General features: G+C 64.6%; 25 protein-coding genes. 14 read left to right on the top strand and 11 right to left on the bottom strand.

The window, feature by feature from the left end:
• Window positions 1–110 precede the first annotated feature (110 nt).
• From SE92_RS21660 to recQ, 4 genes are all read left to right on the top strand, one after another.
• Window positions 111–1,412: an O-acetylhomoserine aminocarboxypropyltransferase/cysteine synthase family protein gene (locus SE92_RS21660; protein WP_063203687.1), complete on the top strand. Its 1,302-nt coding sequence runs from the start codon at window positions 111–113 to the stop codon at window positions 1,410–1,412.
• A 12-nt stretch (window positions 1,413–1,424) separates the two neighbouring features.
• Complete coding sequence (gene metA, locus SE92_RS21655) at window positions 1,425–2,465, top strand: homoserine O-succinyltransferase MetA (protein WP_063198214.1); 1,041 nt, start codon at window positions 1,425–1,427, stop codon at window positions 2,463–2,465.
• Window positions 2,466–2,529: 64 nt separating this feature from the next.
• Window positions 2,530–3,273 (top strand): polysaccharide deacetylase family protein, encoded by a 744-nt coding sequence (locus tag SE92_RS21650; RefSeq protein ID WP_063198212.1) that lies wholly within the window; start codon window positions 2,530–2,532, stop codon window positions 3,271–3,273.
• A 261-nt stretch (window positions 3,274–3,534) separates the two neighbouring features.
• Window positions 3,535–5,400 (top strand): DNA helicase RecQ, encoded by a 1,866-nt coding sequence (recQ, locus tag SE92_RS21645; RefSeq protein ID WP_063198210.1) that lies wholly within the window; start codon window positions 3,535–3,537, stop codon window positions 5,398–5,400.
• A gap of 218 nt (window positions 5,401–5,618) precedes the next feature.
• Here the strand turns inward: recQ and SE92_RS21640 are convergent, their stop codons facing one another.
• Window positions 5,619–6,635 carry a 1-aminocyclopropane-1-carboxylate deaminase gene (locus tag SE92_RS21640; protein WP_063198209.1) on the bottom strand — a complete coding sequence of 339 codons (1,017 nt, stop codon included), beginning with the start codon at window positions 6,633–6,635 and terminating at the stop codon, window positions 5,619–5,621.
• 159 nt (window positions 6,636–6,794) lie between these two features.
• On the opposite strand from SE92_RS21640, the gene SE92_RS21635 reads away from it, so the two are divergent.
• From SE92_RS21635 to SE92_RS21625, 3 genes are all read left to right on the top strand, one after another.
• Window positions 6,795–7,259: an Lrp/AsnC family transcriptional regulator gene (locus SE92_RS21635; RefSeq protein WP_063198207.1), complete on the top strand. Its 465-nt coding sequence runs from the start codon at window positions 6,795–6,797 to the stop codon at window positions 7,257–7,259.
• 60 nt (window positions 7,260–7,319) lie between these two features.
• On the top strand, window positions 7,320–8,489 hold the full coding sequence (locus tag SE92_RS21630) for a PLP-dependent cysteine synthase family protein (RefSeq protein ID WP_157095603.1): 1,170 nt from the start codon (window positions 7,320–7,322) through the stop codon (window positions 8,487–8,489).
• A gap of 106 nt (window positions 8,490–8,595) precedes the next feature.
• Entirely contained in the window at window positions 8,596–9,156 is a 561-nt protein-coding gene (locus tag SE92_RS21625; protein ID WP_063203685.1) for a carboxymuconolactone decarboxylase family protein, read from the top strand.
• A 1-nt stretch (window position 9,157) separates the two neighbouring features.
• Here SE92_RS21625 and SE92_RS21620 read toward each other — a convergent pair whose 3' ends face one another.
• A complete protein-coding gene (locus SE92_RS21620) occupies window positions 9,158–10,741 on the bottom strand; it encodes a sensor domain-containing diguanylate cyclase (RefSeq protein ID WP_063198205.1) in 1,584 nt (527 codons plus the stop codon).
• A 232-nt stretch (window positions 10,742–10,973) separates the two neighbouring features.
• Entirely contained in the window at window positions 10,974–11,846 is an 873-nt protein-coding gene (locus tag SE92_RS21615; RefSeq protein WP_063198204.1) for a hypothetical protein, read from the bottom strand.
• 214 nt (window positions 11,847–12,060) lie between these two features.
• On the opposite strand from SE92_RS21615, the gene SE92_RS21610 reads away from it, so the two are divergent.
• The gene (locus SE92_RS21610; protein WP_063198202.1) at window positions 12,061–12,306 is read left to right on the top strand and encodes a hypothetical protein; all 246 of its coding nucleotides are present in this window, start codon (window positions 12,061–12,063) and stop codon (window positions 12,304–12,306) included.
• Between the two features lie 6 nt (window positions 12,307–12,312).
• On the opposite strand, the gene SE92_RS21605 is transcribed toward SE92_RS21610, so the two are convergent.
• Window positions 12,313–13,248: an alpha/beta hydrolase gene (locus SE92_RS21605; RefSeq protein WP_063198200.1), complete on the bottom strand. Its 936-nt coding sequence runs from the start codon at window positions 13,246–13,248 to the stop codon at window positions 12,313–12,315.
• Window positions 13,249–13,365: 117 nt separating this feature from the next.
• Here SE92_RS21605 and SE92_RS21600 point away from each other — a divergent pair, with 117 nt between their 5' ends.
• Window positions 13,366–14,253 (top strand): branched-chain amino acid aminotransferase, encoded by an 888-nt coding sequence (locus SE92_RS21600; RefSeq protein WP_063198198.1) that lies wholly within the window; start codon window positions 13,366–13,368, stop codon window positions 14,251–14,253.
• 6 nt (window positions 14,254–14,259) lie between these two features.
• Here SE92_RS21600 and SE92_RS21595 read toward each other — a convergent pair whose 3' ends face one another.
• The gene (locus tag SE92_RS21595; RefSeq protein WP_063198196.1) at window positions 14,260–14,877 is read right to left on the bottom strand and encodes a class I SAM-dependent methyltransferase; all 618 of its coding nucleotides are present in this window, start codon (window positions 14,875–14,877) and stop codon (window positions 14,260–14,262) included.
• A gap of 42 nt (window positions 14,878–14,919) precedes the next feature.
• On the bottom strand, window positions 14,920–15,510 hold the full coding sequence (phaR, locus tag SE92_RS21590; RefSeq protein ID WP_063198195.1) for a polyhydroxyalkanoate synthesis repressor PhaR: 591 nt from the start codon (window positions 15,508–15,510) through the stop codon (window positions 14,920–14,922).
• A gap of 317 nt (window positions 15,511–15,827) precedes the next feature.
• Between phaR and SE92_RS21585 the strand changes: the two genes are divergently transcribed.
• The 4 genes from SE92_RS21585 (at window position 15,828) to SE92_RS21570 (ending at window position 19,269) form a co-directional block, all read left to right on the top strand.
• Complete coding sequence (locus SE92_RS21585) at window positions 15,828–17,006, top strand: acetyl-CoA C-acetyltransferase (RefSeq protein ID WP_063198193.1); 1,179 nt, start codon at window positions 15,828–15,830, stop codon at window positions 17,004–17,006.
• Between the two features lie 253 nt (window positions 17,007–17,259).
• Window positions 17,260–17,985, top strand: a complete 726-nt coding sequence (gene phbB / locus SE92_RS21580) for an acetoacetyl-CoA reductase (RefSeq protein WP_063198192.1) — start codon at window positions 17,260–17,262, stop codon at window positions 17,983–17,985.
• 142 nt (window positions 17,986–18,127) lie between these two features.
• Window positions 18,128–18,997, top strand: a complete 870-nt coding sequence (gene yddG, locus SE92_RS21575; RefSeq protein ID WP_063198190.1) for an aromatic amino acid exporter YddG — start codon at window positions 18,128–18,130, stop codon at window positions 18,995–18,997.
• Window positions 18,997–19,269 (top strand): hypothetical protein, encoded by a 273-nt coding sequence (locus tag SE92_RS21570; protein ID WP_063198188.1) that lies wholly within the window; start codon window positions 18,997–18,999, stop codon window positions 19,267–19,269. Before yddG ends, SE92_RS21570 begins: the two co-directional genes overlap by 1 nt.
• Window positions 19,270–19,312: 43 nt before the next feature.
• Here the strand turns inward: SE92_RS21570 and SE92_RS21565 are convergent, their stop codons facing one another.
• Window positions 19,313–19,735 (bottom strand): cupin domain-containing protein, encoded by a 423-nt coding sequence (locus SE92_RS21565; protein WP_063198186.1) that lies wholly within the window; start codon window positions 19,733–19,735, stop codon window positions 19,313–19,315.
• A 23-nt stretch (window positions 19,736–19,758) separates the two neighbouring features.
• Window positions 19,759–20,526 carry a hydroxyacylglutathione hydrolase gene (gene gloB, locus SE92_RS21560; protein ID WP_063198185.1) on the bottom strand — a complete coding sequence of 256 codons (768 nt, stop codon included), beginning with the start codon at window positions 20,524–20,526 and terminating at the stop codon, window positions 19,759–19,761.
• A 108-nt stretch (window positions 20,527–20,634) separates the two neighbouring features.
• Here gloB and SE92_RS21555 point away from each other — a divergent pair, with 108 nt between their 5' ends.
• Window positions 20,635–21,381: a methyltransferase domain-containing protein gene (locus SE92_RS21555; RefSeq protein WP_063198183.1), complete on the top strand. Its 747-nt coding sequence runs from the start codon at window positions 20,635–20,637 to the stop codon at window positions 21,379–21,381.
• A gap of 109 nt (window positions 21,382–21,490) precedes the next feature.
• Here SE92_RS21555 and SE92_RS21550 read toward each other — a convergent pair whose 3' ends face one another.
• The 3 genes from SE92_RS21550 to prfA all read right to left on the bottom strand — a co-directional run bounded on the left by SE92_RS21550 (window position 21,491) and on the right by prfA (window position 24,710).
• Window positions 21,491–22,279, bottom strand: coding sequence for a DUF4167 domain-containing protein (locus tag SE92_RS21550; protein ID WP_063198181.1), 789 nt, complete (start codon window positions 22,277–22,279; stop codon window positions 21,491–21,493).
• Window positions 22,280–22,738: 459 nt separating this feature from the next.
• Entirely contained in the window at window positions 22,739–23,620 is an 882-nt protein-coding gene (gene prmC / locus SE92_RS21545) for a peptide chain release factor N(5)-glutamine methyltransferase (RefSeq protein ID WP_063198180.1), read from the bottom strand.
• A gap of 4 nt (window positions 23,621–23,624) precedes the next feature.
• Entirely contained in the window at window positions 23,625–24,710 is a 1,086-nt protein-coding gene (prfA, locus tag SE92_RS21540) for a peptide chain release factor 1 (protein ID WP_063198178.1), read from the bottom strand.
• Between the last annotated feature and the right edge of the window lie 53 nt (window positions 24,711–24,763).

The following is a 24,763-nucleotide window of genomic DNA, read 5'->3' as shown; positions in this document are numbered from 1 at the left end:
AGCGAATTATTGTCCGCTTTACCACCCGCCTCTAACACGAGGACGGCGGACAACGCACATGCCTCATTCCAGGCCAATAAGTGCGGCCCGCACCACGCGGAGGTGGCATGATGCGCAACGAGACGATCGCTATTCACGCCGGCTACGAGCCCGAAGCGACCACGCACGCGGTTGCCGTGCCGATCTACCAGACGGCGGCATACGCCTTCGACAGCGCCGATCACGGCGCGGCGCTCTTCAATCTCGAGGCCGAAGGCTATCGCTACAGCCGCATAGCCAATCCGACCAGTGCCGTGCTGGAGAAGCGTATTGCGCAGCTCGAAGGCGGCGTCGGCGCGCTCGCGGTCGCGACCGGTCAGGCAGCCTTGCATTTCGCCTTCGTCAACGTCGCCGATCACGGCGGCAACATCGTTTCCGTGCCGCAGCTCTACGGCACCACGCATACGCTGCTCTCGCACATCCTGCCGCGGCAGGGCATCACCGGCCGTTTCGCCGAGAGCGACAAGCCCGAGGCGATCGAGAAGCTGATCGACGAGAACACCCGCGCCGTATTCGCCGAGACCATCGGCAATCCCGCCGGCAATGTCTGCGACATCGAGGCGCTCGCCAAGATCGCGCATGCGCATGGCGTGCCGCTGATCGTCGACAACACGGTCGCGACCCCGATCCTGCTCAAGCCGTTCGACTACGGCGCCGACATCGCCGTGCATTCGCTGACCAAGTTTTTGGGCGGTCACGGCACCACGCTGGGCGGCGCCATCGTCGATTCCGGAAATTTTCCCTGGGCGAAGCACGCCGAGCGCTTCCCGGCCTACAACAAGCCGGATGCCTCCTATCACGGCCTCGTCTATGCCGAGCGCTTCGGCCGCACCGCCTATATCGAGCGGGCGCGCAGCGTCTATCAGCGCACCATGGGATCGGTGCTGTCGCCGTTCAACGCCTTCCTGCTGCTCCAGGGCATCGAGACCGTCGCATTGCGCATGGAGCGTCATGTCGAGAACGCCCGCAAGGTCGCCGAATTCCTCCGCAAGGATTCGCGCGTGGCCTGGGTCAACTACACCGGCTTTTCCGACAGCCCCTATTATCCGCTGGTGCAGAAATATCTCGATGGCAATGCCTCCTCGCTGTTCACCTTCGGCATCAAGGGCGGCATGGAAGCCGGCAAGACCTTCTACGATGCGCTGAAGCTGATCACGCGTCTCGTCAATATCGGCGATGCCAAGTCGCTAGCCTGTCATCCGGCCTCGACCACCCACCGGCAGATGTCGGCCGAGCAGCAGCGTGTCGCCGGCGTGCTGCCGGAAACCATCCGGCTTTCGATCGGCATCGAGCACATCTCCGACATCATCGAGGACATTGACCAGGCGCTGGACAAGGCCTGCCGGTCAGCGCGCCTCGAGGCTGCGGAGTAGGCGGCCGCGCCCATGACGATCTTGATCGACAGGGATCAAGTCATCTCGAGCCCGGCGCTGGTGCCGACCGAGCGCGATCTCGCGCGTGGCCATGGCGTCGAGCTCACGATCGGGCTCGTCAACAACATGCCGGATCCGGCGCTGAAGGCGACCGAGCGGCAGTTCATGAAGCTGCTGCAGGCCGCAGCGGGCTCCTGCCGCATCCGCTTCCACTGCTTCTCGCTTCCCAGCGTGAAGCGGTCGCAGGAAGCGAAATGGCATGTCGAGAGCGAATATTCGGATCTTTCCGATCTGAAGAAGCAGAAATTCGATGGGCTGATCGTAACGGGTGCGGAGCCCGTCGCGGCCGAGCTCGACCAGGAGCCGTACTGGCGGGACCTCACCGAGCTGATCGACTGGGCCAAAGCCAACACGCGCTCGACGATCTGGTCGTGCCTGGCCGCGCATGCGGCGGTGCTGCATCTCGACGGCATCGCGAGGCGACGGCTGCCGGCCAAATGCCACGGCATTTTCGATTGCGAGGCCGTGACGAGCGATTCCCTGACGCGCGCCGCGCCGGCGCCGCTGAAGGTCTCGCATTCACGCCTGAACGAGATCGCGGAAAGCGATCTGGTGCAGGCCGGTTATCAGGTGCTGACACGTTCGGCAGAGGCCGGCGTCGATGTTTTCATTCGGCAATATGCCAGCCGCTTCGTGTTCTTTCAGGGCCACCCGGAATACGACGCGCTGTCGCTGCAGCGTGAATATCTGCGCGACATCGGCCGCTATCTCGCGCGGGAGCGCGAGAATTATCCGCGCCTGCCGGTGAGCTATTTTGACGCAGCGACGGAAGAGAGGCTGGTTCGCTTCGAGAGGAAGGCGGCGCACCAGCGCCATCCGGCGCTGGCCAACGAGCTGCCGGGCTTGAATTTGCGCGCCGATATCGGCGCCGGCAGCGCGGCCGCGGTGCTTTTCCGCAACTGGTTGCAATATCTCAGCTTGGAAGCCGATGCGTCGGTGCCTGCGCGTCAGCCGAAGGATGTTGGTTCCGCGTTAGGATTACCCAGGCGTTAGGCTTGCCTCAACCGGCGCGCGAATGTTTCAGTATGGAAATACGTCATCACGGGAAGCCTAAGTCGTGTGGTCGGCACTCCAGGGACGCGTGAGCAATCGGCTGGCCCGGCATTTTCGCGCCGCGCCGCACCGGCTGCCTGCGCATGCGCCGATCGTGAGCTTCACCTTCGACGATGCCCCCGACAGCGCCGCAGGTGAGGGCGCCGCACTTCTGGAGCAGCACGGCGGCCGCGGCACGTTCTATCTCGCCGGCAGCCTGATCGGTCAGCCGTCGGACCATTGGCATGGCTTGTCGGATGACGCGATCGTGCGGCTTCACCGCACCGGTCACGAGATCGCCTGCCACACCTTTTCGCATCAGAGCTCGGCCGATCTCGACGAGGTCGCGATGGCGCGCGAGATCGAGCAGAACCGGGCCTATTTCCGTGCGATCGATTCCTCGATCAATCTGGAGAATTTCGCCTATCCCTATGGGATCGCCTCGGTCTGGCGCAAGCCGCAGCTCGCCAAGGCCTTTCGTTCGGCGCGCGGCATTCTCCCCGGCGTCAACAGCGACGTCATCGACCTCCAGTTCCTGCGCGCCTCGCCCTTGGTCGATCGCGAGATCGATCGAGCGGGCGTCGATCGCTATTTCGACGAGGCCGTCGCGAGCGGCGGATGGCTGATCTTCTACGGCCATGACGTCGCGCTCGCCCCGAGCCCCTATGGCTGTACCCCGGATCTGATGCGTCATGCGCTGGAGGCGGCCGGAAAGCGCAACATGCCGATCGTAACGGTCGCGGAGGCGTTGCGACGAATCGGGGCGTAGCTTCTTTTTCTTCCTTCTCCCCTTGTGGGAGAAGGTGGCGCGAAGCGCCGGATGAGGGGTATGTTTCCTCAAACTCCCGTCTGCGTTCGAGGACAGAACCCCTCACCCGCCTCGCCTCGCCGCGGCGCGGCGCGGCGAGCCACCCTCTCCCGCAAGGGGAGAGGGAAAGGCAGCGCCTAGCCGCGCAAACAGTCTTGCCACGCCCGCGCCAGCATGCGACTGGCCTTGTGACGAATCCCACGGCCCTGGTTCTATCCGCCCATGTCCGCTTCCTCTACCGCTCCGCTGCCTGCGCCGGCCAACGGCCGCGATGCGCTGTCGGTGCTGCATTCGGTGTTCGGCCTGCCCGGTTTTCGCGGTGCGCAGGGGGAGATTATCAGGCACGTCACCGAGGGCGGCAATTGCCTGGTGCTGATGCCGACCGGTGGCGGCAAATCGCTGTGCTACCAGCTTCCTTCCCTGCTGCGCGAAGGCTGCGGCATCGTGGTATCGCCGCTGATCGCGCTGATGCGCGACCAGGTCGCCGGGCTGATTGAAGCCGGCGTCAACGCCGCCGCGCTGAATTCGTCACTGTCGTTCCAGGAAGCCTCCGAGATCGAGCGGCGCCTGCTCGCGGGCGACCTCGATCTGCTCTATGTCGCGCCGGAACGGCTGGTCACGCCGCGCTGCCTGTCGCTGCTGGCGCAGGCCCAGGTGGCGCTGTTCGCGATCGACGAGGCGCATTGCGTCTCGCAATGGGGCCATGATTTCCGCCCCGAATATGTCGGTCTCTCGATCATCGCCGAACGCTTTCCCGACGTGCCGCGCATTGCGCTGACCGCGACCGCCGACGAATTGACGCGCAAGGAGATCGTCGAGCGGCTCCAGCTTGCGGGTTCGCCGCAATTCGTATCGAGCTTCGACCGGCCCAACATCCGCTACGAGATCGTCGACAAGCGCAATGCCGTCTCGCAGCTGAAGGAGTTCATTCGGGAGCGGCATGCGGGCGATGCCGGCGTGGTCTATTGCCTGTCCCGCAACCGCGTCGAGGAGGTCGCCGCCGCGCTTCAGGACGCCGGCATTGCGGCGCTGCCCTACCACGCCGGGCTCGACGGCCAGGTGCGCTCGCGCAACCAGGACCGCTTTCTCAACGAGGACGGCATCGTCATCGTGGCGACCGTCGCCTTCGGCATGGGCATCGACAAGCCCGATGTGCGCTTCGTCGCCCATCTCGACCTGCCCAAAAGCATCGAGGCCTATTACCAGGAGACGGGCCGCGCCGGCCGTGACGGCAAGCCGTCGGCGGCCTGGATGGCCTATGGGCTCTCCGACATCGTGCAGCAGCGCCGAATGATCGACGAGTCCAGCGCCTCCGACGAGTTCAAGCGGGTCTCGATCGGCAAGCTCGATGCGCTGGTTGGCCTGGCCGAGACCGCACAGTGTCGGCGCCGCCGGCTGCTCGCCTATTTCGGCGAGGCGGTGACCGCGGAGAATTGCGGCAACTGCGACAATTGCCTGACGCCGCCGAAGATGCGCGACGGCAAGGTGCTGGCGCAGAAGCTGTTGTCCTGCGTCTATCGTACCGGCCAGCGGTTCGGCGCGATGCACCTGATCGACGTGCTGGTCGGACGGCTGACCGAGAAGGTCACGCAGTTCGGCCACGACAAATTGTCGGTGTTCGGCATTGGGCGCGAGCTCAACGAAAAGCAGTGGCGCACCGTGCTGCGGCAGCTGGTGGCGATGGGGCATTTGCACAGCGACAGCGAAGCCTATGGCGCGCTGAAGCTGACGGAGAGCGCGCGCGGCGTGCTGCGCGGGGAGACGGAAGTGTGGCTGCGCGAGGAGACGCCCGGCACGCGCGTTCGCGCCAGCCGCGGCAAATCGCGCCGCGGAGATCTCGCGCCTGCCGCCGGCGCGCCGCAAGGCGATGTCGATCCCGAACTGCGCGCGCGGCTGCGGTCCTGGCGTTCAGAGATCGCCCGCGAGCGCGGCGTTCCGGCCTATGTGGTGTTGCACGATGCCACCATCGACGGCATCGTTCGGGCCTGGCCAACCACTCTCGACGAACTCCGCAACGTCCCCGGCATCGGCGACAAGAAGCTCGAGCATTACGGCGACGAACTGCTGCAGATCGTCAGGACGCGGTAGGGCGCTGGTGCGCTCAATTCTCTCAACACGTCATCCCGGACAAGCGCGCCTAAAGCGCGCGCAGATCCGGGATCCATAACCACAAGCCGGTGTGGGTACGGCAGGCTGGCGACCACGAGTCTTCGCAAAACGACTGCTGCGGCGTATGGGTCCCGGGCCTGCGCTTACGCTTGCCCGGGACGACAGCGGTGTATGATGCGCGAAAGCTACGCCTTCACTCACCCGTTCCGGAACGCGTAGGCATATCCGTTCAGCGCCGGGGCGCCGCCGAGATGGGCGTACAGGATCTTCGCGCCCTTCTCGAAATGGTTCTTCTGCACGAGGTCGATCAGGCCCTGCATCGACTTGCCCTCGTAGACGGGGTCGGTGATCATGCCTTCGAGGCGTGCGCTGAGGCGGATCGCCTCCTTGGTCTCTTCCGACGGCACGCCATAGGCGGGATAGGCGTAGTCCTCGATCAGCACGACGTCATCGGCGACCAGCTCCTTGCCGAGCTCGACGAGCTCAGCGGTGTTCCGCGCGATCTCGAGCACCTGCGCCTTGGTCTGCGCGGGCGTGAACGAGGCATCGATGCCGATCACTTTGCGGGCGCGGCCATCCGCTGCAAAGCCGACCAACATGCCGGCATGGGTGGAGCCGGTCACGGTGCAGACGATGATGTAGTCGAACTTGAAGCCGAGCTCGGCTTCCTGCTGGCGCACCTCCTCGGCGAAGCCGACATAGCCGAGACCGCCGAACTTGTGCACGGAAGCGCCGGCGGGAATGGCGTAAGGCTTGCCGCCCGCCGCCTTCACTTCGTCGATCGCCTGCTCCCAGCTCTTGCGGATGCCGATGTCGAAACCGTCGTCGACCAGGCGCACGTCGGCGCCCATGATGCGCGACAGCATGATGTTGCCGACGCGGTCATAGACGGCATCCTCGTGCGGCACCCAGGCTTCTTGCACCAGGCGGCACTTCATGCCGATCTTGGCCGCAACTGCGGCGATCATACGGGTGTGGTTCGACTGCACGCCGCCGATCGAGACCAGCGTGTCGGCGTTGGAGGCGATCGCGTCGGGGATGATGTATTCGAGCTTGCGCAGCTTGTTACCGCCATAGGCGAGGCCGGAATTGCAGTCCTCGCGCTTGGCATAGATCTCGACTTGGCCGCCGAGATGCTTCGACAGCCGCTCCAGCTTCTCGATGGGCGTCGGGCCGAAGGTCAGCTTGTAGCGCGGAAATTTGTCGAGCTTCATGGGTCATCCCGATTGGCGTTGATCTCGGTGGTTGCCTTAGCATCGCCCAAGCAAAAGGTGCTCTCGAATATTGCGCTCATATTGCGCAACTTCTTGCGCTAATTGCGCCATAGGATAAGAATTCTTCCGAAATATTGGCCTGCTACGGAAGCTTCTTTCATGACCGCCCGGCTTGACCGCACTGACCTTAAGATCTTGAGATTGCTGCAAAATAACGGTCGGCTGAGCAATGCCGAGCTGGCCGAAACCGTCGCCATCAGCCCCGCCACCTGCCATCGCCGCACCCAGCGCCTGTTCGAGGACGGCTTCATCGCTGCCGTCCGCGCCATGATCGCCCCCAAGAAAGTGGCCAAGGGCACGCTGGTGATGGTCGGCGTCGTGCTCGACCGCTCGACGCCGGAGAGCTTTGCCATCTTCGAGCAGGCGATCGCCCGGCTGAAATTCGTGCTCGACTGCCACCTCGTCGCCGGCGACTTCGACTATTTCCTGAAGATCCGCGTCGGCGACATGGAGGATTTCAACCGTATCCACGGCGAGCAGCTTATCGCGCTGCCCGGTGTGCGGCAGACCCGCACCTTCTTCGTGATGAAGGAAGTCGTCGACAACGCGCCGCTGGAGTTTTGAACACGTTCGCGCAAGCGGCCCGTGGTAGATGGACATTTGTTGTTTTGGGAATCACTGGTCATGCCGATCGAGTCGCCTGCCTTCCGCCATTCCAATCCGGTCGTGCCGGCCTATCGGCGCGGCTGGGTCGACGAGGCCGTCGCCGCGATCGAGGCCGACCAGTGCCGCACCGCGGACACGCATCTGATCCGGCTGATCGTGCCGGCGCTGTCAGGCATCGACATCTACCTGAAGGATGAGTCAACCCATCCGACCGGCAGCCTGAAGCATCGCCTGGCGCGCTCCTTGTTTCTCTACGCGCTTTGCAACGGCCACATCCGCAAAGGCACGCCCGTGGTCGAGGCGTCGTCGGGATCGACGGCGGTGTCGGAGGCCTATTTCGCGGAGATGATCGGCGTGCCATTCTATGCCGTGATGCCGCGCACGACCTCGTCGGAGAAGATTGCAGCGATCGAGCATTATGGCGGCAATTGCCATCTGATCGACGACGGCCGCGCGCTCTATGCGGAAGCGGCCGCGCTCGCCGCGCGCCTGAACGGTCACTACATGGACCAGTTCACCTTCGCTGAACGCGCGACGGACTGGCGCGGCAACAACAACATCGCCGAATCGATCTTCACGCAGTTGCAGGGCGAGCGGTGCCCGCTGCCCGACTGGATCGTGATGGGCGCGGGCACCGGCGGCACCTCGGCCACGATCGGGCGGTACCTGCGCTATCGGCAATATCCGACGCGGCTCTGCGTCGCCGATGTCGAGCATTCCGCCTTCTTCGATTGTTTCCGCTCGCAGGACCGTTCGCATGTCTGCGACCGCCCGTCGCTGATCGAGGGTGTCGGCCGGCCACGCTGCGAGCCGTCCTTCGTGCCCGATGTGGTCGACCGCATGATGAAGATCCCGGATGCGGCGACGATCGCGGCGATGAACGTGTTGTCGCGCCGGCTGCGTCGTCCGGTAGGCGGCTCCACCGGCACCAATTTCCTCGCATTATGCCGGCTCGCCTCGGAGATGCGCCAGGCAAACATCGCGGGATCGCTGGTGACGCTGATCTGCGATTCTGGGGAACGCTACCGGCAGACTTATTACGAGCCCGAATGGCTGAAGGGGCGGGGCCTCGATCCGGCGCCTTTCGAAGCCGCGCTGACGTCATTCCTCGCGACCGGCGAGCCGCTCGCGCTCGCCGCCGACGATGTCGCAAATCCCCAGAGCGTACGAAGCCCCGAGACGACATAGTCGAATTTGTCAGAACGCCCGACCGCCGTGCGAGGTCACGGCAACTTCACTTGCGTTGCGTGCGCATGCGGGCAAGCCTCGCCGTCTCAACGAGGAGATCTTCGCCGTGCGCCTTCCCATTCTCGATCCCAAGGATCTGACCGCCGAACAGAAGCCGCTCCATGACGACATGCGAGCCGGCATCACGGACCATTTCAAGGGCTTCGTGAATATGCGCGAGGACGGCGCGCTGCTCGGGCCCTGGAATCCCTGGATCCGCGAGCCGCGTTTCGGCAAGCCGGTGTGGGAGCTGGTGAAGGCGATCGCGTCGAACCCGCTGCTGCCTGGTCCGGTGCGAGAGGTCGCGATTCTCGTCACCGGCTCGCATTTCCGCTCCGGCTACGAGCTCTATGCCCATGTATTGGTCGCCGAGCAGCGCGGCCTGTCCGATGACAAGCTCGCGACCATCGTCGCCGGACAGCGGCCGGCGGATCTCACCAGGCAGGAGGGCGTCGCCTACGACGTCGCCTCAGCGCTGGTCAGTGGCGGCGTGCTGCCGGAATTGACCTGGCGCGCCGCGGTGAAGGAGTTCGGCGAGCACGGCGCCGCCGAGCTGTCCTATCTGGTCGGCGTCTACTGCATGGTCTCGGTCACGCTCAACACGTTCGACGTGCCGGTGCCGGAGTAGATCACTCCGCCGCCTTGTTCAAAGGCGCCGGCGGCACAAAGGCGATGCAGCGATTACGGCCCTCGGCCTTGGCCTGGTAGAGCGCCTGATCGGCCGCGCTCATCAGTGCGTCGATGCCGGACATGCTGACGGCGGCCTCCGCGATGCCGATGCTCACGGTCACGCCGAACTGAATTTTGCCGGCGACGATCTGCGCGCTCATCACGCGCTTGCGGATGCGATCGGCGACGGTCCTCGCGCGCGACAGGCTGGTCTCGGGCAGGAGAACGGCGAACTCCTCGCCGCCGAGGCGGCCGACGATGTCCGATTTGCGCTTGCCGTCGAGGCAGGCGGCGGCAACCGCCCTGATCGCGGCGTCACCGACGGCATGGCCGTAGCGATCGTTGACCGACTTGAAATGGTCGATGTCGAGCATCAGCACCGAGACGGAGCGATAATAGCGCTGGAACCGGCTCCATTCGGCATCGAGGGACTCGAGAAAATGGCGGCGATTGTAGAGACCGGTGAGCGGATCGGTGGTCGCGAGCGTCTCCAGCATTGCGGCTTTTTGCGTCAGGTCGGTGATGTCGACATAGGTCAGCATGCGGCCGCCGTTCGACATCGTGGTGCAATGTGTCCTGATGCGCCGTCCATCCGGCGTCTGCAGGTCGCGCACATGATCGCCGGCCTTGACCTCCGCGACCCGCCTCGCCGGAAATCTCGCCAATTCATTTGCAGGAAGATCCGGCGCGCTCGCGCGGTGGGCCCGCGTCACCAGCGATGCATAGGTCGGTCGGCTCGCTGCCTCCTGCTCGCTCACCTCCCAGAACCGCCGCATCCGTCGGTTCATGAAGCTGGCGTTGAGATCGCGATCCAGCAGCAGCACGCCGTCCTCGACGTTCTCGAGTGCGTCGCGCAGCAATTTGAGCTCGTCGGAGTAGCGCACGATATCGGTGACGGGCGTATAGGTCAGCATGCGCCCGCCGTCGGGCAGCGGCGTGCATTGCATGCGAACGACGTCGCCGCTACTGCGGCGCAGATCGAGCGGCGACGCGTCACCCGCCTGGACGTGACGGACTCGCTCGGCGACATAGGCGTCCAGCTCGGCCTGTGGAATTTCGTAGGCAACCGTATCGCGGCCGTGATGCATCAGCGTCACGAATGACGGATTGCTGTTGGCGACTTCATCCGGCAATTGCCACATCTGCCGGAACGCGCGGTTGATCAGCTTCGCGCGGAGATTTGCATCCAGCAGCACGATGCCGAGCGGAACGAAATCCAGCGCGGCGCGCAGCGCCAGCATCTGGCTGCGCATCAGCGAGTCAGCGCTGCGCTCCTTCGCGTTGTCGATTCCGGGGGTGGCATGCTCATCCGTTCCGAGCGTGACGCCGATCTGGCGATCGGACCGCCAGAGAACGCGACAGGAGCGGACATCCTGGCTTGCGAGCTTGAGCTGGAACTGGTCGGGCACGCCGACGCTGCTTTGGATCTCCAGCGTCGCGCCATCCTCGGACATCCGGCGAACGACGCAATCGATGGTCGATTGCCCGAAATTGAAGATGATCTTGCCGGCCAGGAACGTTCGCTCCGATACCAGACGGGACATTTCCAACCTCCCACGCGAAACCGGTCAAGTCTCCCGCAAGCATCTTGCCGGGAGGTAACGTGGTGAGCGATCTCGCGAAGTGGATTAACAAGCGGTTGATTCGTCGGAAGCCGCGAGGCGGGACGGCTGCAAGGTGAAAAGACCTTCATGATCAACACGAGAGGGCCGCCGCCCGTCGTCCCGTGCTCTTTAAGCCGGATATTTGTTTACCTGACATCCACCATGATCGTGGTCAGTTGCGCACGGCGTAGAGCGGCGTTCGCAACGTCACCTGATATGACGGCTTCGGCATCCAGGCGATCTGCGCCGTGATGCCGAACAGGCGGTTGTCGTTGTCGTCCATGCGATCGAGGTCGAGCCGCAGGATCGGCTGGGTGAACGGCTCCGCCAGCGTCCGGCCAGCGAACTGCGCGCCGCCGAACGACTGCATGCCGAGCCGTCCGGTGAACTTCCAGTTGCTCGGCCATTGGTAATAGCCGCCGGCATAGAGGATCGTGTTGGGCCGGATGCTGGCGAACGGACTGGCGATGGCGGTGGTCGTGTATTGCACGCCGGCAAGCCAGCCCCGCGTCTCGTCTTCGTCCAGCGCGTAGTCGAATTCCAGGATGTTGTTGAACGAATTCGTCATGCCCTGATCGTTCGGCACCGACTGCGTCAGGGTCGATTGCAGCGTGATGGTCGGGATCGTTCCGCCATTTTGCTGGTAGAGGTCGGCCTGCACGCCAATATTCCAGCTCGTGATGTCGAATGTCGACCAGCCGCCGCCGGCGTCGGTCGTCGAGCCCGACACGCCGCCATAGAGCGAGACACGATCGCTGACGTCGACGGTCAGCGGCAGATCCACCGCTATCGATTTTGCCGCCGGCAGGCCGTTCGGCTGCGTTGCGCCCCTGCGCACCGCCAGGGCTTCGAACGCCGCCGACAGCGAAGTGTTGCCGAAACCGAGCCCCAGCGTGCCCGCGGGAATCGTCGCATAGATCGTGCGCAGGTCGAGATAGATGTTGGGGACATCAGGCTTTGCGGGGGCGCCATCCTCCTCATCGGCAGCGAGGGCGGCCGCCGCCGACATCGTCAGACACAGCAGTCCCATCGCGGCGGCACGCATAGCCTGAAGGTGCAATGGGGTGGGAGGGAGCACGTGACAATCCGACGCGTGGCGATTTGATGACGCAGCGGGCGTTAGATGGAACGTGATCGTTCCGATGGTCAAGCGCTATCCGCAAGCGATGGACTGCACGGATGCGCGCGGTTACCCTGCCGTGATCGCACGACACACTCGCCGGCCGGAGTGCGGGCCGGACAATTGAAGGACGACAGTCATGAACACGTCACGCCGCATCCTGCTCACTGGCCTGGCAGGGCTCGCCGTCGCTCCGACCGTCGTGGCGGCTGCGCCGGCGCCAGTGTCCGATGACACGACGGTGGCCGAGGAGCGGTTCGCACGCATGATCGCGGCGGCGCATGCGCCCGACGTCACCTGCGCCCGCCAGGCGGAGCGTTATGCGGACGTGCATTGGCCCGATTATGTGACGGCCGCCCGGGCCGTGCTCGACGCGCGCGCGTGATCCGCGCTATCTCTCCACCGCGCGCCGCACCTGCTCGCCGATCTGCGACAGCACCAGCTGGGCCTGCGGCAGGATCGCGCCCATGGCGTGGAAATTGTGAACCATGCCGTCGTGGCAGACATGCTCGACGGCGACGCCGGCAGTGAGCAGCTTGCGCGCATAGGCATTGCCCTCATCGCGCATCGGGTCGTACTCGGCCGTGTGGATGATCGCGGTCGGCAGGCCGGCCAGCCGTGTTGCGCGCAAGGGAGAGACGCGGGGGTCGGCGGTGGCGATGCCCTCAGGCAGATAGTCGGACAGATCGGCCTCGATCGTGACGCGATCGATCAGATGGCCCTTGGCGAATTCATCCCGCGACGGCGAGGTCTCCTCGAAATCCAGCACCGGGCAGATCAGGCATTGCGCGGCGATGGCGAGGCCGGCGGTCTGCGCGGCCTCCTGGCACACGATCGCAGCGAGCGTCGCACCGGCGGAATCGCCGCCGACGACGAGACGCTCGGCGTCGATGCCGAGCGAGGCGGCTTCGCGCGCAACCCATTCGGTGGCGGCGACGGCGTCCTCGACCGCGGCCGGAAATGGGTGCTCCGGTGCGAGCCGGTAGTCGACCGAGACGAGACGGCAACCGGTGGCATGCGCCAGCGCCGCCGCGATGCGATCATGCGTGGCGATGCTGCCGGCGACGAGGCCGCCGCCATGAAAGAACACGAAACCGGGCGCGCGCTCGCCGGCGCTTGCAGGCGTGTAGAGCCGATAGGGCAGCTCGCCGGCGCGGCCGGGCAGCATGCCGTCGCGCGTCGTCACGTCGGGCGCCTCAGCGCGCACGAATTGCATCAGCTTGGCCAGCGATTGGCGCCGCGCCTCCACGCTCGGCCGGCTTCTCCCCTGCGGCACGGCCGCAGCCATCATGGTCAACAAGCGCTTTGCGAGCGGATCGAGTGGCATGGCACTTCCTTCTCCCCTTGTGGGAGGGTAACTCAGCAGCTCCCCGCAGGGAATCATTTAGAAGTTCCGACCCATAGTGGCGCTATAATGCGGCATCACGCCCATGGGAGGCCTGATATGGCCGAGATCAAGAAGCCGATCGAATATTCGCCGAGCTGGACTTTCTTCGAGGGCAAATGGCACGACGGCAACGTGCCGATCATGGGCCCGCGCACGCATGCGGCCTGGCTCGGCTCGGTGGTGTTCGACGGCGCCCGCGCCTTCGAGGGCGTCGCGCCGGATCTCGACCGTCACGTCGCGCGCGCCAACCAATCCGCGATCAATTTCGGCCTGAAGCCGGTGGTCGATACCGGCACTTGGCTGACGCTGGCGCGTGAGGGCATTGCGCGCTTCGCGGCCAATGCCGAGCTCTACGTCCGTCCGATGTACTGGGCGCAGAACGGCTTGGGCGGCGGCGTGCTGTTCGACCCCGAGACCACGAATTGGTGCCTGTGCATCTACGAGGCGCCGATGCCGAAGCCTGTAGGTAATGCCATCACGCTGTCGCCGTTCCGCAGGCCTACCGCCGAATGCGCGCCGGTCGAAGCCAAGGCGGCCTGTCTCTATCCGAACAATTCGCGCGCGCTGGCGGAAGCTGCCTCGCGCGGCTTCCAGAACGCGCTGATGCTGGACATGCTCGGCAATGTCGCCGAGTTCGGCAATTCCAACGTGTTCATGGCGAGGGACGGCGTGGTCTATACGCCGGTGCCCAACGGCACGTTCCTCAACGGCATCACGCGCCAGCGCGTCATCAGCCTGCTGCGCGGCGACGGCGTCAACGTGGTCGAGAAGATGCTGCGCTATTCCGATTTCCTGGCCGCCGACGAGATCTTCTCAACCGGCAATTTCGCCAAGGTCGCCCCGGTGATCCGCATCGACGAGCGCGAGCTGAAGCCGGGGCCATTCTACGCCAAGGCGCGAAAGCTCTATTGGGACTTTGCGCACGACATGAAGCTCGCCGCTTGAGAGACGTTAACCGCTCCTCCGAAACCGGCTGAACTGAAAGGCCTGCGTCGAGTCCCACGGCGTATGATGCGTCTCGCTGCGAGTCTCGATCAGCGCGAACTCCGGCCCGAGCTCCGCCGCAAGGCTGGCACTGTCATGGCGCTGCACCGGCAGGCCGCTGCATTTCTCGGGACCATCGGGTGCAAACGTCGCAATGATGACGTGGCCGTCAGTTGCAAGCGCCGACCGCAGGCGCTCGACATAAGCGGCCCTGTCGCGAGGATCTGTCAGGAAGTGAAACGCGGCGCGGTCGTGCCAGACGTCATAGGTCTTCGTCGGCTGCCATGACGTGGCGTCGGCAACGATCCAGTCGACCATCGAAGCCGCTCCGCCGATCCGCTTCTTCGCCGCGTCAAGCGCATTGGCAGAAAGATCCAGCACTGCAACGTCGCGATATCCGTCCTGCAGCAACGCATCGACCAGTCTCGATGCTCCGCCGCCGATATCGATGATGGCCGCGTCATGATTGGGATTGGCAGCGCGGATCATCTCAAGCGAGGTCGCCGGGCTGTCCTGGTACCAGCTGACCTCGGCTTCGCCCTTGGTGGCGTAGACATGGTCCCAATGGGTGCTTCGGTCAGACATGGCTCGTCCTCCCGCTCGCTGACGCCGGCGCGAATGGAAAGACTACTCGTCCTTCTTCGACATGCGCTCGAGGCGCTCCTGCATCTCCTTCATCTGCTGGCGCAGATCGTCGATGTTGCTGTCCTTCGGCGCCTCGGCAGTCGCCTCGGACTCCGTCTCGGCAGTGGCCCCCGGGCGCGGCGGGACGAAGGGCTTGAACATCGAGAAGGTCTGCTGGAACAGCTCCATGTTGCGACGGACCTGCTCCTCCAAAGGAGCAAAAGGAGTGCCGGACAGGGTATTGGCGATCTGCTTGCGGAACTTCTCTTGCTCCTGGGTCAGGGTCGCGATCGACTGTTCCAGATATTTCGGCACCACCATCTGCATGCTGTCGCCGTAGAAGCGGATCAGCTGGCGCAGGAAGGTGGTCGGCAGCAGGTTCTGGCCGGCCTTGTTTTCCTGCTCGAAGATGATCTGGGCGAGCACGGAGCGGGTGATGTCGTCGCCGGTCTTGGCGTCATAGACCAGGAAATCCTCGCCATCCTTGACCATCGCGGCGAGGTCTTCCAGCGTCACGTAGGTGCTCGTTCCGGTGTTATAGAGCCGGCGGTTCGCGTATTTCTTGATGGTGGTGGGTTGGTCTGATTTCGCCATGGGCTCTCACTTGCAAGCGCGGAGAACGGGAACCCGACGGGCCATGCCGCAGGGCGGGAAGAGTACGCAACGCAACAAAATAAGCATTTTCAAAGGGGTCACGCTACCGTTTTGTGCGGCACGGTTAATCGCGGAGCAAAATCTTGCTTGCGAAAGCGCCAAGAACGCTATTTTGAATGCGCTGCGGCATGAATTCGGTCGCCGGCCGATTGACATGCCTCAACGACGTTAACAGGATGGCTGACAAGACTGGCGAGCCGTTTTCTCAAAGCCCCGCCTGCCCCCTCTTAAAAAACCTCAAGCCTCAGGAGATGCCCATGTCAGACGATGTCGTCATCGTCAGCGCCGCCCGCACCCCGGTCGGAAGCTTCAACGGAGCCTTCGCGACCCTTCCCGCCCACGATCTCGGCGCCATCGCCATCAAGGCCGCGCTGGAGCGCGGTGGCATCGAGCCCGGCCGGGTCTCGGAAGTCATCATGGGGCAGATTCTGACCGCCGCCCAGGGGCAGAACCCCGCCCGCCAGGCCTCGATCGGCGCCGGCATCCCGGTGGAGAGCCCGGCCTGGGGCGTCAACCAGCTTTGCGGTTCGGGTCTGCGCACGGTCGCACTCGGCTACCAGGCACTCCTCAACGGCGATTCCGAAATCGTGGTCGCAGGCGGCCAGGAATCCATGAGTATGGCCCCGCACGCCCAATATCTGCGTGGCGGCGTCAAGATGGGCCCGGTCGAGTTCGTCGATACCATGATCAAGGACGGCCTGTGGGATGCCTTCAACGGCTACCACATGGGCAACACCGCCGAGAACGTCGCGCGGCAGTGGCAGATCACCCGCGCCCAGCAGGACGAGTTCGCGGTCGCCTCGCAGCAGAAGGCCGAGGCGGCGCAGAAGGCCGGCAAGTTCAACGACGAGATCGTTCCCGTCACCATCAAGACCCGCAAGGGCGACGTCGTGGTCAGCGCCGATGAATATCCGCGTCATGGCGCAACGATCGACGCGATGGCCAAGCTCAAGCCTGCCTTCGAAAAGGAAGGCACGGTCACCGCGGGATCTGCGTCCGGCATCAATGACGGCGCTGCCGCCGTGGTGCTGATGACCGCCAAGCAGGCGGCCAAGGAAGGCAAGAAGCCGCTCGCGCGCATCGTCTCCTGGGCGCAGGCCGGCGTCGATCCGAAGATCATGGGCTCGGGCCCGATCCCGGCCTCGCGCGCCGCGCTGAAGAAGGCCGGCTGGAATGTCGGCGATCTCGATCTGATCGAGGCCAACGAAGCCTTCGCGGCGCAGGCCTGTGCCGTCAACAAGGACCTCGGCTGGGACACCTCCAAGGTCAACGTCAATGGCGGCGCGATCGCGATCGGTCATCCGGTCGGCGCGTCCGGCGCCCGCGTGCTGGTGACGCTGCTGCACGAAATGCAGAAGCGCGATTCGAAGAAGGGCCTCGCCACGCTGTGCATCGGCGGCGGCATGGGCATCGCGATGTGCATCGCGCGCGACTGACGGTGGCTGACGTGTAGCTTACGCGCAGTTTGCGCGTGCGCTGCACACACTGGTTAGTGCGTTGCACGCGACTAAAAAGGCAGCGGTTGCAAATCAAATATTCTTCGCAACCGTGCAGGCCTCGACTAAAGAGAAACGCCCGGCTCAACGCCGGGCGTTTTGTTCTTGATGTCCGTCAAACCAGCCGCATAATCCGCAGTTAAAAAACGACCACGTCAGAAACGTCCGAAGAGTCCAAGGGAAGGAATACGATATGGCACGTGTTGCATTGGTCACGGGTGGTACGCGGGGCATCGGTGCTGCGATCAGCAAGGCACTGAAGGCGGCTGGCTACAAGGTTGCGGCGAGCTATGCCGGCAACGATGCGGCGGCGGAGAAGTTCAAGGCCGAGACCGGCATTGCCGTCTACAAATGGGACGTCAGCAGCTTCGACGCCTGCACCGAAGGCGTGAAGAAGGTCGAGGCCGATCTCGGTCCGGTCGAGGTGCTCGTCAACAATGCCGGTATCACCCGCGACACCGCCTTCCACAAGATGACGCTCGAGCAGTGGAACGCCGTCATCAACACCAATCTCGGCTCACTGTTCAACATGACGCGCCAGGTCATCGAGGGTATGCGTTCGCGCAAGTTCGGCCGCATCATCTCGATCTCGTCGATCAACGGCCAGAAGGGACAGTTCGGTCAGGTCAACTATTCCGCGGCGAAGGCGGGCGATATCGGCTTCACCAAGGCGCTCGCGCTCGAGAATGCCAAGGGCGGCATCACCGTGAATGCGATCTGCCCCGGCTACATCAATACCGAAATGGTGCAGGCGGTGCCGAAGGACGTCCTGGAGAAGAACGTGATCCCGCAGATTCCGGCGAACCGGCTCGGCGAGCCCGAAGAAATCGCGCGCGCGGTCGTGTTCCTCGCCGCCGACGAGTCCGGCTTCATCACCGGCTCGACGCTGACGGTCAACGGCGGCCAGTACATGGTGTGATGCGATCGCATCACGCGGCCTGATATTTCCGACATCGTCGTGCCCGGGCTTGTCCCGGGCATCCACGGCCTTACAACAGCCGTCGCCACGGAAGAACGTGGATGGCCGGGACAAGCCCGGCCATGACGGAAACATTGGGCCGATGACTCCCCGTACCGCCACCCTGATCGGTTTGACTGCAATCCTGATGTGGTCGCTGTTGTCAGTGATGACGGTGGCGACCGGAAAGATCCCGGCGTTCCAGCTCGCCGCGATGACCTTTGCGATCGGCGGTCTGGTCGGCCTGCTCACCTGGATCGGCCGTGGCGACGCCGCGAAAAGCCTGCGTCAGCCGCTGGTCGTCTGGGTCGTCGGCGTCGGCGGGTTGTTCGGCTATCACGCGCTGTATTTTCTCGCGCTGCGCTTCGCGCCGCCGGCCGAAGCCGGTCTTCTGAACTACATGTGGCCGCTCTTGATCGTGCTGTTCTCCTCCTTCCTGCCCGGCGAGCGGCTCGCCCCGCATCATATCATCGGCGCCGTGCTCGGGCTCGTCGGCACCGTGCTGCTGTTCGCCGGCAACACCAGTGGTTTTGCGCCCGGCGCGGTGCCGGGACTGATCGCGGCCTTTATCGCCGCCTTCGTGTGGGCCGCCTATTCGGTACTGTCGCGCCGGTTGAAAGCGGTACCGACCGATGCGGTCGCGGGCTTCTGCCTTGCGACGTCAGTGCTCGCTGCGCTGATGCATGGTTTGCTGGAGACCACCGTGTGGCCGGAAACCACGCTGCAATGGCTTTCCGTCATCGCGCTCGGCATCGGCCCCGTCGGTGCCGCGTTCTATGCCTGGGACATCGGCATGAAGCGCGGGGACATCCGCGTGCTCGGCGCCGCCTCCTACGCGACGCCGCTGCTCTCGACCGGCTTTCTCATCGCCGCCGGTTTTGCCAAAGCCAGCGCCAACATCGCCATCGCCGCGATTCTGATCGCCGGCGGTGGCCTGATCGCGGCGAAGGACATGGTGCTCAGGAAGCGGTGATGCGCTCGATCACGGTCCCGCTGACAATGTTGGTCGGACTCGTCTGCGCGAGCGCTTCGGCGCAAATGGGCGCGACCGCTGAGACCTTTACGGGCATGCATCGGAACGAGAGCATCGGTGGCCGACCCGAGACGGCAACGATAACCGATGGAGAATCCTTCATCCGGCTGACAGAGGAGCAGTATCGGACCGGTCATTATCGGCCGGCCTACGAAACGCTTCCGACCAGTATCGTTCGTCGATTGCCGGTGCGGAAGGACAGCAAGGACTAGGTGTCGAGGGAACGGGAGTGGCGGTCGACGGGGCCGGCTTGACCTACGGCTCCCAGCCCTTCGGTGCGAGCTCGAAGCCGGCGAATTCGAACGCGGGTGCCACGGTGCAGCCGACCAGCGTCCATTCGCCCGTGGTTTCCGCCATCTGCCAGGCCTGTGCCGGCACGATCGCCTGCGGCCGTTCGCCATGGACGAGATCGGCACCGAGCCGCACCTCGTGCTGCGAGCAGCCGTCATGGGCGATGCGCAGCATCAAGGGGCTGCCGGCGTAGTAATGCCAGGTCTCGACCGCATCGACGCGATGCCAGTGCGAACGCTCGCCGCGTGCGAGCAGGAAATAGATCGAGGTCGAGCGCGACCGGCCGTTGGCGTCCGCGGTCTGGTCGCGGAACGTCTCGCGGTAATGTCCGCCTTCAGGGTGCGGGCGGAGCTCGAGGCGCGCGATGATCTCGGCTGCGGTCGGCATCGATCCTCGTCAGGACTTGTGCTTCAAGATTTATTCTTGCGCTCGCGCAACTCGCCGAACACGGCGGCGGGATCGGCGCCCTTCATGTGCAGCCTGGCGGCGACCGACGGCTCGTCGGCGCGCAGGAACACGTTGGCCCGCTTCTCCTCGCCAAGCAGCGTGGGAATGGTCGGCTTGTTCTCGGACCGAAGCTTCGTCACCTCCGCCGCGCGCGCCTGGAGCGCGGTATTGTCGGGTTCGACGGTGAGCGCGAACTTGACGTTGGAGGCCGTGTATTCGTGACCGCAATAGAGCTTGAAGTCGTCGGGCAGGGCGCGCAGCTTCAGGAGCGAATCCCACATCATGGGGTACGTGCCCTCGAACACGCGCCCGCAGCCGATCGAGAACAGCGTGTCGGCGGCGAACACAGTCTTCTCGGTGTCGAACACGTAGGAGACGTGGTCGAGCGTGTGGCCGGGCGTCTCCAGGACGCGCGCCAGCAGATTGCCGATCTTGACCACGTCGGCATTGGCAACGCGCAGATCGACGTTCGCGATCTCGGTCCCCTTGTCGTGCGGCGCGACGACGCGGCAATTATATTTGGCCTTGAGCTCGGCGACGCCGCCGACATGATCGCCGTGATGATGGGTGATCAGGATGTCGGTGAGCTGCCAGCCCTCGCGGTCCAGCGCCTTCAGGATGGGGCCGGCCTCCGGCGCGTCGATCGACGCCGTCGCCTTGGTTTCCACATCGTGGATCAGATAACCGAAATTGTCGTTTAAACAGGTGAAAATACGAATTTCGGCGGCCATGTCATCTCCATCGCGCTCAACCCCGCCAGACAAATATGGCGTTAACGTTGCGCAGGCAATGCAATATTCCGCGCGCAGGCGCGGCCTTGCGCATGTTACATTGCGGTCATGACCATCGACGTCGTCGACCTCCGCGAGTTCTATTCCCGCCGCCTCGGAATTGTGGCGCGACAGATGATCAATCGCGGCATCCGGGAGCGCTGGCCTGGCGCGGTGGGCCAGCGCGTGCTCGGCCTCGGCTATCCCACGCCCTATTTGGGGTTGTTCCGCGAAGATGCCGAGCGCTGTATCGCGTTCATGCCGGCGGCCCAGGGCGTCCTGAAATGGCCGACGGGACGGCCGGCGCTGGCCTCGCTGGTCGACGAATTCTCGCTGCCGCTGCCCGACGCCGCGGTCGACCGGATCCTGCTGGTCCACGCGCTGGAGATGTCGGACGATCCGGCCGCGCTGCTGCGCGAGGTGTGGCGCGTGCTGTCGCCCTCGGGCCGCGTGATCGCGGTGATCCCGAACCGGCGCGGAGTTTGGACCCGCACCGACAGTACGCCGTTCGGTCACGGTCGGCCCTATTCGCGCTCGCAGATCACCGATCTGTTGCGCCAGACCTGGTTCACGCCAACGGCCTGGGGTGAAGCGCTGTTCATGCCGCCCTATGCCGGCGGCTGGGTGCTGAAATCGGCGCAGATGTGGGAGCGCGCCGGTGCGGCGTTGTCGCTGCCTTTCGCCGGCGTGCACATCGTCGAGGCCACCAAGCAGGTCTACCGCGCAATCCCCGCCAAGCGCGAACGGGCGCGGCTCATTCCCTCGCTGGCGAAGCCGGTGCTGGTGCCGTCCTCGACGACGGTGACGCGCAGTTAGCTCCTCTCCCTTCGGGAGAGGTGATCCGTGCCCACCGCTTCAGCCGACGCAATAACAAAACGTCCCGGCGAGGCCGGGACGTTTTCAGATCGGAAGATCAGAGGAAGCTTTATTCGCCGGGAGCCACTTCGTCGCTGGACGCGACCGGAGCAGCTTCACGCTCGGGCCGCGGGCCATGCGGCCGGCGCCGCCGGCGCGGAAAGCGTTCGCCACCGCCGGCACCGCCCTCGAAGCCGGGTTGGCCGCCATTCGCGCCGACATTCACTTGCGGCTGCGGGCCGGTGATGAAGGACGGCAGGCGATCGACGCTGGCGGCATCGGCGATGACGGGCTGCGGCTGGTTCGCGGGCAGCGGCTGCGGCTGATATTGCGGCTGCGGACGATGGTCGCGTTCGCGGTGCTCGCGCGGCTGCTGGTCGCGCTGATAAGGCTGGTTGTCGCGTTGCTGATGATCACGCTGGTGATGATCGCGCTGGCCGTCGCGCTCGCGCATGAAGGGCTGCTGCTGCGGCGGTGGCTGCGGGACGAAGCCCGGCTCCTGGCCGAAATTCGAGAAATTCTCGCCGTCGTCCTCGCCATCGTCGCTATGGCTGCTGATCGGCTCGTCGCCGCGCGGCTGCTGGTTCTGGCGGAACTGCTCCTGGGCCGCCGCGATCAGGCGGAAATAATGCTCGGCATGCTGGTAGTAGTTCTCCGCCGCAACGGGATCGCCGGAGGAGCGCGCGTCGCGCGCGAGCTGGAGATACTTTTCAGCGATATGCGAGGCGGTGCCGCGGATCTTGATGTCGGGTCCGTTGGACTCGTAGACCCGGGTCATCGGGTTCTGGCTGCGCCGGTTGTTGTTGTTATTATTGTTGTTGCGGTTGCGCATCCGCTGCTTGTTCTGACCGTTTCTCATGTCCTGCCTTTAATTCCAGCCCTAAAGGTTGCACGCATTACTGATTGCTAGGAGTGACCTGGTGACAGCGGTTCACATCGCTCACGCGCACCGCGCGCAAGCGGATTGATCCCTGCCGATGTTCGTCGACCATCGCGCTCAACAAAGACGCGTTCCCCACCCGCCAGCATTGATCGCCAGCGAACCCATTCATTTTGCCTGCCGAAACAAGCCCAGCTCTCTCGCGTAAGTCTTCAAGCGCAATATCAGGCTTTCGTTCACTTTGCGGTCGGAGAGCAGCGCAGCTTCACTGGCTATCGCGCTTCACAGGACCTGCGGCTTGGAACCTTTATCAGTAAAGCTCTCGCCCGAGAGCCCGGCTTTCGCCCGTAGGTCTACGGGGCCGGCACCGATGTGTTGATCGGAACGTAGTCGTTCCCAAGGGATATTCCAAGAGCTTTTTACAGGCCAATCCGGCTTTTATGGGGGCATTTTTCGGGCCGAAACGGCCCGCGGAATGCCCGCCAGGTCGGCCTTGGGTGGCCTGTCCACCTTCAACCCCGCAGCCGCCATAAGGGTCTCAATATTTCCCGCCTGGCCCTGGCCAGCCTCGACGATCAGCGCGCCGCCGGGGGCGAGACGCTCGCCCGCCTGCGGAATCAGGGCGCGGTAGGCGTCATAGCCGTCATTGCCACCGTCGAGCGCGAGGTGCGGATCGTGCTCGCGCACCTCGATGCTCAATGTCGGAATTTCGGCCGAAGGGATATAGGGCGGGTTCGACACGATGAGGTCGAACGGGCCGCGCAGCGCCGATGCATAGGAGCAGGCGACGAAGCTGGCACGGCCGGCGAGGCCGAGCGCGCGTGCATTGTGCCGTGCCGTGCCCAGCGCAGTGAGGCTGAGGTCGGTGCCGACGCCGAAGGCATCGGGAATTTCGTGCAGCAGCGCGAGCAGGATGGCACCTGATCCGGTGCCGATATCGGCAATGCGTGGAGGTTGCATCTCTTTGCGCTCGCGAAACATCTCGAGCGCAAGCTCGACCACGGTCTCGGTATCGGGACGCGGCACCAGGGTCGCCTCCGATAAAAGAAACGGCAGGCCCCAGAATTCGCGTGTGCCGAGAATGCGCGCCACCGGCTCGCCCGCGAGCCGGCGCTCCGCATGCTGCGCGAGCTGAATGGCCTCGGCGTCGGTAAGCGGCCTGGCGGCGTGCGCAATCAGGCCCGTGAGATCGAGGCGCAGCACGGCGCCGATGAGGATGCGAGCGTCGAGCTCGGCCTCCTCGATCGCTCCCGATCTCAATTGCGCAGCGAGTACGCGCCGTGCGCTTTCGAGGGATTGTCCGGAGAACGAATTGCTCACGGCGTCACGCCGCCGCGCCTTGCGCGGCGAGCTGTGCGGCCTGGTGCTCAGTGGTCAGCGCGTCGGTCAATTCGCCCAGCGCTTCGCCCGCGATCACCTGCGGCAGCTTGTAGAGCGTCAGGTTGATGCGGTGGTCGGTGACGCGTCCTTGCGGGAAATTGTAGGTGCGGATGCGCTCGGAACGGTCGCCGGAGCCGACCTTCTCCTTGCGCTCGGCCGAGCGAGCGGCGTCGACGCGCTGCCGCTCGGCGTCGTAGATGCGTGAGCGCAGGATGTTCATGGCGGAGGCGCGGTTCTTATGCTGCGAGCGCGAGTCCTGCATCATCACGACGATGCCGGTCGGGATGTGGGTGATGCGGATCGCCGATTCGGTCTTGTTGACGTGCTGGCCGCCGGCGCCCTGCGCGCGCATGGTCTCGATGCGGAGGTCGTCGTTCTTGATGTCGACGTCGACATCCTCGACCTCGGGCAGCACGGCGACGGTCGCGGCAGACGTATGAATGCGCCCCTGCGTCTCGGTGTCGGGCACGCGCTGCACGCGATGCACGCCGGATTCGAACTTCAGCTTGGAGAACGCGCCTCGGCCCTGCACTTCCGCGATGATTTCCTTGTAGCCGCCGACGGTGCCTTCGCTGGCCGAGATCACCTCGACCTTCCAGCCCTGCAGGGCAGCGAAGCGCTCGTACATCCGGAACAGGTCTCCGGCGAACAGCGAGGCTTCGTCGCCGCCGGTGCCGGCGCGGATTTCCAGCACCACGTTGCGATCGTCCATGGCGTCCTTGGGCAGCAGTGCCACGCGGATCTTCTGGACCAGTTCCTCGATCTTCGGCGCCAGCTCGTCGCGCTCGGCCTCCGCCATGCCGCGCATCTCGGCATCGGTTGCGGGATCGGCGATCAGGGCCTCGGTGTCGGCGAGCTCTTTCACGGCGGAGCGATAAGCCTTCACCGCTTCGATCAGCGGGGTGATTTCGGCCAGCTCGCGCGTGACCTGCACGTAACGTTCGGAGGCGAGCTGCCCCAGCGATTCGGCCTCAAGAGAGGCATGATGTGCAAGGAGCACGTCCAGTTTGGCTTCGGGGAGTGACGACATCGGTTCAGTCTCAAATGGCGGAAAGAGGCGAGGCGGCAGAAGGCGGCGACAGG

The organism is Bradyrhizobium sp. AT1 (assembly GCF_001590795.1).
GTDB lineage: Bacteria > Pseudomonadota > Alphaproteobacteria > Rhizobiales > Xanthobacteraceae > Bradyrhizobium.
The sequence above is the reverse complement of the archived record's forward strand: the minus strand, read 5'-3'. Positions and strand labels throughout refer to the sequence as shown.